This window comes from Streptomyces sp. 35G-GA-8 (assembly GCF_023534745.1).
GTDB lineage: Bacteria > Actinomycetota > Actinomycetes > Streptomycetales > Streptomycetaceae > Streptomyces.
Window position 1 is genome coordinate 99,715 of the sequence record NZ_JAMHJQ010000022.1, and the last position, 6,930, is coordinate 106,644.

The 6,930-nt window shown below is 71.3% G+C and carries 8 protein-coding genes; 2 read left to right on the forward strand and 6 right to left on the reverse strand.

Annotation, left to right across the window (positions count from 1 at the left end; all coding sequences use genetic code 11):
- Positions 1 to 39 precede the first annotated feature (39 nt).
- The 3 genes from M1203_RS35400 to M1203_RS35410 all read right to left on the reverse strand — a co-directional run bounded on the left by M1203_RS35400 (position 40) and on the right by M1203_RS35410 (position 2,065).
- Positions 40 to 228 (reverse strand): hypothetical protein, encoded by a 189-nt coding sequence (locus tag M1203_RS35400; protein ID WP_249953955.1) that lies wholly within the window; start codon positions 226 to 228, stop codon positions 40 to 42.
- Positions 229 to 415: 187 nt separating this feature from the next.
- Positions 416 to 874, reverse strand: coding sequence for a molybdenum cofactor biosynthesis protein MoaE (locus tag M1203_RS35405; RefSeq protein ID WP_249953956.1), 459 nt, complete (start codon positions 872 to 874; stop codon positions 416 to 418).
- A gap of 78 nt (positions 875 to 952) precedes the next feature.
- Positions 953 to 2,065 carry an SDR family oxidoreductase gene (locus tag M1203_RS35410; protein ID WP_249953957.1) on the reverse strand — a complete coding sequence of 371 codons (1,113 nt, stop codon included), beginning with the start codon at positions 2,063 to 2,065 and terminating at the stop codon, positions 953 to 955.
- A gap of 309 nt (positions 2,066 to 2,374) precedes the next feature.
- Between M1203_RS35410 and M1203_RS35415 the strand changes: the two genes are divergently transcribed.
- Both M1203_RS35415 and M1203_RS35420 read left to right on the forward strand, forming a co-directional pair.
- Positions 2,375 to 3,799: a zinc-dependent metalloprotease gene (locus M1203_RS35415; RefSeq protein ID WP_249953958.1), complete on the forward strand. Its 1,425-nt coding sequence runs from the start codon at positions 2,375 to 2,377 to the stop codon at positions 3,797 to 3,799.
- Positions 3,796 to 4,323, forward strand: coding sequence for an NUDIX hydrolase (locus M1203_RS35420; protein ID WP_249953959.1), 528 nt, complete (start codon positions 3,796 to 3,798; stop codon positions 4,321 to 4,323). The genes M1203_RS35415 and M1203_RS35420 overlap by 4 nt, the downstream gene beginning before the upstream one ends.
- A 95-nt stretch (positions 4,324 to 4,418) precedes the next feature.
- On the opposite strand, the gene M1203_RS35425 is transcribed toward M1203_RS35420, so the two are convergent.
- From M1203_RS35425 to M1203_RS35435, 3 genes are all read right to left on the reverse strand, one after another.
- On the reverse strand, positions 4,419 to 5,177 hold the full coding sequence (locus tag M1203_RS35425) for an AIM24 family protein (protein ID WP_249953960.1): 759 nt from the start codon (positions 5,175 to 5,177) through the stop codon (positions 4,419 to 4,421).
- Between the two features lie 16 nt (positions 5,178 to 5,193).
- On the reverse strand, positions 5,194 to 5,874 hold the full coding sequence (locus M1203_RS35430; protein WP_249953961.1) for an AIM24 family protein: 681 nt from the start codon (positions 5,872 to 5,874) through the stop codon (positions 5,194 to 5,196).
- A gap of 13 nt (positions 5,875 to 5,887) precedes the next feature.
- A partial coding sequence (locus tag M1203_RS35435) for an AIM24 family protein (RefSeq protein WP_249953962.1) occupies positions 5,888 to 6,930 on the reverse strand: 1,043 nt, incomplete at its 5' end.

The window sequence follows — 6,930 nt, forward strand, 5'->3', positions numbered from 1 at the left end:
GCGGGGCCGCGCAGCGACGGCGTACGGACCGCGACGACGTCAGACGACAGCGTCGGATCCGGCGGGAGCCGTGCCGGAGGGCGCCTTCTCCATCGCGTCACGGAACCGGGCGTAGCCGTTGAGCTCGGCTATGTCCCCGATCGTGCGGTCCCTGGAGACCCAACTTCCCCATATGCCCGCGCCTATCGCGGCGAAGAGCGGAATCAAGAGCCAAACCAATGCGGTCATTACCATCTCCCGGCCTCAAGTGAGCGTCTGTGACTGCCCGATCAGCAGATAACCATCTGCTGAGACAACGCTGCTGGCCTGGGGACGGTTACGCAAATCGGACCGTAGGTGTACTGACCGGGTTTCAGACGGCGCGGGTCGTGCGAAGCGCGCGTGCGCCTCTGTCCCACGCGCGTGCGGCCCTGTCTCAGACGCCGACCCACTCCTCCGTACCGTCCGAGAATTTCTGGTGCTTCCAGATCGGGACCTCGTTCTTGAGGGTGTCGATCAGCTTCCGGCAGGCCTCGAACGCCTCCCCCCGATGCGGGCAGGAGACCGCCACGACGACCGCCAGATCTCCGACCGCCAGATCACCCACACGGTGGACGGCGGCCAGCGCGCGCACGGGATACTCGGCCACGACCTTCTCCGCGACACGTCGCAGCTCGGCCTCGGCCGTGGGATGGCTGGAGTAGCCGAGGGTGTCGACATCGGCGCCGCCGTCGTGGTCGCGCACCGTGCCGACGAAGAGCGCCGTGCCGCCGGCCGCGTCGTCGCCGACCGCGCGGAAGACCTCGTCGACGGTCAAGGGGGTGTCGCGTATCGCCAGCAGCCGGATCGGATCCTGCGCCGCCCGCTCGCCGGGGTGGGAATGGGTGCTCGCCATGGCCCCATCGTGCCGTACGGCACCGGCATCCCGGAACGGCGGCCGGACAGGGGCCCGGGGCCTGTCCGGCGACGGGCCTCAGAGCCTGCGTCGTGCCTTGCGGGCCCGGCGTACCAGCGCGGCCGTACCGAGCAGTGCGACCGTCGCGCCCGCCGCGCCCGCCGCGGTGGCGTCCTTGCGGCCGAGCCGGCGGCCGGCGACCGTGTGGCGGCCCTCGACCTCCTCCAGGAGCGCCGCGAGCACCTCCTCGTTGGTCCAGCGTGGCCGCCAGCCCGCGTCGTGCAGCCTGCTGACGCTGACCACCCAGGGATGCATGGTGTAGGCGAGGTCTCCGGCGGGCGAGGGGGTGAGACCGATCCGGTGCAGCCGGGCCGCAGCACCCAGGGCGACCGCCGACGGCAGTTCCATCCGGCGGATGCCGCTCAGCTCCTCGACCTCCTCCTGTTCCAGCCAGCCGTCACAGCCGACCGCGAACTCCCCGTCGACCTTCTCCAGCGCGGCGTACTCCAGCGCGCCGACCAGATCGTCGACATGGCAGAACTGCCAGGTGGGGCGGGATCCCGCGACGACGAGCAGCCGCGGCGACTCGAAGTAGCGGGTGAGCGCCGTGTCCGTACCGCCGACCAGGACGGTGGGGCGTACGACCGTCACATTGAGGCCGGGGTGCGCGCGGGGTGCGCGGCGGCCGAGACGTTCGATCTCCAGCAGATCGCCGACGCCGGTCGCCTCGGCGGTCGCGCGCAGCTCCGCGTCCTCGGAGAGCGGGATGTCGTTGTCGGGCAGCGCGCCGTAGACCATGGCGGAGGTGCAGAGCACGACCCGGTGCACCCCCGCGGCGGCGGCTGCCGTGAGCACGGTCTGCGTGCCGCGCACGTTGTACGCCGTACGGGCGGTCGCGTCGGTCTCCAGGTCGAGATCGAGCGCGAGATGTACCACCACGTCCGCCCCGCGCAACTTCTCCGCGATCGCCGGGTCACGGACGTCGAGGACGTGCCACTGGGCCTCGGAGACCTCGCCCCTGCGCTCGTCGATGGCGATGACCTGCTTGATCTCCTCGGACGCCGCCAGCCGGCGGGTGAGCAGGTCACCCACGCCGGAGGCGGCTCCGGTGACCGCGACGACGGGGCCGCGGGACGGGGGCGTGGTTGAGCGGTTTCGCGCTGCGCGAACCTGCGGATCTGGGGAACTCACCGGGCGTCTCCAGCGGTTGTCTTCAATACGTACGAGAACGACGCGTACGTACCAGGTGATGTCCATCCTGCCGCAGGCCATGGTCCGGCGGAGCAGCGAGCCCGGAAGCCGCCCGGGTGTCGAAATGGTATGCGGCCGTCGGAGGCGGGAGACACAGCAGGTCGAAGGCAGGTTCCCGGGCAGTACGGCCGGGCGCGGCCGGCGGCCCGCGAAGCCACCCTCACCCGCCCGGTGCCGCTTAGGCTGGGTGGTGTAGTCGGGCAGCCGCCGCCGGCAGCAAGCCGGTGGCCCTACGAGCCGAGGAACCCCGTGAGTGACACCCCATTCGGATTCGGCCTTCCGCCGGAGGAGCCGGAGGACGGCGACGGCAAGAAGAAGGACCCCGCCGGAGGTGGTCAGGGTGCCGGTGGCGGTCCCGTGAACCCCTTCGCGGGGTTCGGGCTGCCGGGCGGCGCGGGCGGCGGGGACAATCCGTTCGCCGCGATGTTCGGCTCGCTCAACCCCAGCGACCTGGGCGCGGCCTTCCAGCAGCTCGGCCAGATGCTGAGCTATGAGGGCGGTCCCGTGAACTGGGACATGGCCAAGCAGATCGCCCGCCAGACGGTCGCCCAGGGCACACCGGACGGCACGAAGGACGCGAGCGTCGGGCCCTCCGAGCGTGCCGCTGTCGAGGAGGCCGTGCGGCTGGCCGACATCTGGCTGGACGGCGTGACGTCCCTGCCCTCCGGGTCCAATACGGCGGTGGCGTGGAGCCGCGCCGAGTGGGTCGAGGCGACACTGCCCGCGTGGCAGCAGCTCGTCGATCCGGTGGCGGAGCGGGTCGGCACGGCCATGGGCGAGGTGCTGCCCGAGGAGATGCAGTCGGTGGCGGGTCCGCTGATCGGCATGATGCGCTCCATGGGCGGCGCCATGTTCGGCCAGCAGATCGGACAGGCCGTGGGCGTGCTCGCGGGCGAGGTGGTCGGTTCGACGGACATCGGGCTCCCGCTCGGCCCGGCGAACAGGGCCGCGCTGCTGCCGCTGAACATCGAGGCGTTCAGCAAGGACCTCGGAGTGCCCAAGGACGAGATCCGGCTGTATCTGGCGCTGCGCGAGGCCGCCCATCAGCGGCTCTTCGCCCATGTGCCCTGGCTGCGGTCGCATATGTTCGGCGCGGTCGAGGGCTATGCCCGGGGGATCAAGGTGGACACGACCAAGCTGGAGGACGTGGTCGGCCAGTTCGACCCGACCCACCCCGAGGAGCTTCAGGAAGCGCTCCAGCAGGGCATGTTCCAGCCCGAGGACACACCCGAGCAGAAGGCCGCGCTGGCCCGTCTCGAAACGGCGCTCGCGCTGGTCGAGGGCTGGGTGGACGCGGTGGTGCACGAGGCCGCCAAGTCCAGGCTCACGGGCGCGGACGCACTGCGCGAGACGCTGCGCAGGCGGCGTGCCTCCGGTGGTCCCGCGGAGCAGACCTTCGCCACCCTCATCGGTCTCCAGCTGCGCCCGCGCCGGCTGCGGGACGCCTCGCGGCTGTGGGCCTCGCTCACGGACGCGCGGGGCGTCGACGGCCGCGACCGCCTGTGGGAGCACCCGGACATGCTGCCGACGGCCTCCGACCTGGACGATCCGGACGGGTTCGTCCACCACGAGCAGCTGGACTTCTCCGAGCTGGACAAGATGCTCGGCGAGGCGGCGGACGGCAAGCCGGACCTGCGCAAGCGCGACGACGACAAGGGCGACAGCGACCAGTGAGCCTGCACGACAACGCGGTCCTCGCGCTGAAGGACTACGAGGACCAGCATGAGCTGCGCGCGGTCTATCTGGACCATCTGGCCGCTCATCCCGACGCGATGTGGAAGTCCTGCGGGGCAGGGCATCTGACCGCCAGCGCGCTGGTGATCGATCCGGAGCACGGCCGGGTCCTGCTGACCCTGCACAAGAAGCTCCGTATGTGGCTCCAGATGGGCGGGCACTGCGAGCCGGGTGACACCTCGCTGGAGCGGGCGGCGCTGCGGGAGGCCACGGAGGAGTCCGGGATCGAGGGGCTGACGCTGCTGGCGGGCGGTCCCGTACAGCTGGACCGGCACGCGATCCCGGCGCCGTGCCACTGGCATCTCGATGTCCAGTACGTGGCGCTGGCGCCGTCCGGTTCGGTCGAGGCGATCAGCGAGGAGTCACTGGATCTGCGCTGGTTCTCCTACGACGAGGCCGCGGCGATGGGCGACGGCTCGGTCGTACGGCTGGTGGAGCGCGGCAGGGCCGCGCTCCACCGTTGAGAGGCCCGCTCCGCGAAGGGGCGGCCCCGTGAAGGCCGCCCCCTTCCGCCGGCCCGGGATCCGGTCCCGGACCGACCGGTCAGGTCCGACCCGCGTCAACGGCCCCAGACGTTGTTCTGGTTCTGGCCGTGGGCGCCCTGCTGGCCGACCCCGTACTGAGCCCCGAGGCCCTGTCCGATCACCGCGTGCTGCGGCGGCATCACCTCGCTGGGCTGGACCAGCGCGTACCCCTGGCCGAGGAAGCTCAGCTCCCAGCCCTCGCCGGTGTTGCCGCGCCGTCGCATGACCCCCGAGGAGTGGGTCTGCGCCTGCATCTGCACCCGCAGGCCGGAGGACCACGCCACGACCGCGTCGGCGTCCGCGCTGACATATGTCTCCGGCGTGACCCGCATCATCAGCGGCTGGCCCGAGGTCATCAGCGCGACCTTGCCCCGGCCCGAGATGTTCAGCTGGTACTTGCCCGAGCCGGAGATCCCGTACTGGCTGTCCACCGCGATCACTTCGGTGTGCAGCGTGGAGTCGAGCGCCAGCACATAGGCGCTGTCCACCGTCATTCCCTCGTGGTCGACGTCCACCACATGGATGTACTGGGCGAGATTGGCCAGAAAGACCGTGCCCTGCCCGGTGCAGCGCATCAGCTCAAGGCCCTCGCCGGTGTGCGCGTGGGACTGGCGCCGGCTCCCCGACTGGTACTCCCCGTCGAAGTCGATCAGCCCCTGGTAGGCGACCATCGCGCCCTTGCGGGCGAGGACATCGTCCTGTCCGGTGAGCGCGACCCGCAGCAACTGCGGGTTCTGTACCGCGTAACGGTCCTGGGACTGCTGCTCGGTGTGGGCGAAAAGCGGACTCTGCATGGTGTGTTCTCCCCCCTCAGCCCTGGACCCGCAGGCGGTCGGTGCTGTCCTCGCTGGGCTGTACGACCACGATTCCCGAGCCGGAGAAGGCCATCTGGTAGGCCTCCCCGCTGCCGCGCCCGATCAGCGCCGATGCCTTGAAGCTGCGCTTGCCCTTCACCTTCAGAGCCGGTGACCAGGCGACGAGGGCGTCCGGGTCCACATAGGTCTCGTCCTCGCCCCGGCCGCAGTCGACGACGATCGGGGTGCCGCGCGAGGTCAGGGCGACCCAGCCGGTGCCGGAGATCTGTACGTTCCACAGCCCCTGGCCGGCGAATTTGGCCAGCCCCTTCACGCGCTCGACGCCCAGCTGAAGGTGCGCGTCGAAGGCCAGCAGATTGGTGCCGTTGACCGAGAGCGCGTCGTTGTCGAGATTGACGACGACGACATCCGCGCCGTAGTCGGCGAGATAGAGCAGACCGTCACCCGAGCACTTCATCAGGGGCGTGCCCTCGCCGGTCACCCACTGGGAGGCGAGCTGGCGGATGGCGGGCGGGTTCGGCTCGTACTGGATGAAGCCCTCGTAGGCGATCATCGAGCCGGTGCGTGCGAACAGGTCCTGGCCCGAGGCCATCGCGACCTTGAGCATGGCGCGGCCGTGGTTCTCCATCCGGGCCGCGACGGGGGTGGGGGCAAAGCCCGCGAGCTGCTGGTTCATGGTCCGGGCTCCCTCAGACCTCGTACGGCTGGACGACGATGAAGTTGCCGGGGGCTCCCCGGAACTGGAGGTTCACGGTCTCCCCGCTGTGGCCGGGATACGCGTTGCGGCGCAGTCTGACCTGGCTGGAGATGATCACCTGGGACGCGGCCGACCAGGCGACGACGGCGTTGGAATCGGCGAAGGTGGTGGGCGTGACGGGCAGGACCACCGGGATCCCGTGGGTCTTCACCACCACCGTGCCGGTCCCCTGGAACAGCATGGTGAACAGCGCGCCGCCGGGGATGCCGTGGCCCTCGATACGGCGGACCTCGTACTGAAGGCTCTCGTCGAAGGCGAGGACGTTCTCGGCGGAGACACAGATGCCGTCGCCCTGGAGCTCGACGGGATGCAGATGCGCGCCCTCTTCGGCGAGGAAGACCTGTCCCTTGCCGGTGCAGCGCATCAGCTGCATCTCCTGGCCGGTGGCGTTGCCGACGAGACGGCCGGCGAAACCGGCGCCCTTGTAGCCGAAGTCGACCTTGCCCTGATACATCACCATGCTGCCCTGGCGGGCGAGGACCGGACTGCCGCCCTCGCCGAGGTCGACGCGCATCAGCTGGCCGTTCTGCGGGGTCCACCGCTGGCCCGTGGGCAGCTCCCGGTACGGCTGAAGGGCCGCCTGGAGACCCGCGCCACCGGGAGGCAGGCCCTGCGGGACACCCTGGGGGACGCCCTGGGGCGGTCCCGGCGGCTGCTGACCGTAGGGCGCCGGGACCGGCTGTCCGAACGGGGCGGCGGCGGGCTGACCGAAGGGGGCAGGGGCGGGCTGACCGTAGGGGGCAGGGGCGGGCGCCGGCTGACCGTACGGGGACGGTGCGGGCGCCGGCGGTGGGACCGTACCGCCCGGCGGGGTCATCGGTGCCACGATGGTCGGCGCGCTGTGCACGGGCGCCGGTGCCGGGGCGAGCGGCGGAGCGGGCGGCGGCACGGGGGCGGGCGCCGGCGCTCCGGCCGGGGCGCCGAAGGCGGGCGGCGGGGCGCTCTGCGCGGGCGGCGCGAAGGGGGGAGGCGCGA

Bases quoted from the DNA above. Each gene is read 5' to 3' on its own strand.
- M1203_RS35400 (WP_249953955.1), bottom strand. From the start codon at position 228: ATGACCGCATTGGTTTGGCTCTTGATTCCGCTCTTCGCCGCGATAGGC.
- M1203_RS35425 (WP_249953960.1), bottom strand. From the start codon at position 5,177: ATGCAGAGTCCGCTTTTCGCCCACACCGAGCAGCAGTCCCAGGACCGT.
- M1203_RS35430 (WP_249953961.1), bottom strand. From the start codon at position 5,874: ATGAACCAGCAGCTCGCGGGCTTTGCCCCCACCCCCGTCGCGGCCCGG.
- M1203_RS35405 (WP_249953956.1), bottom strand. From the start codon at position 874: ATGGCGAGCACCCATTCCCACCCCGGCGAGCGGGCGGCGCAGGATCCG.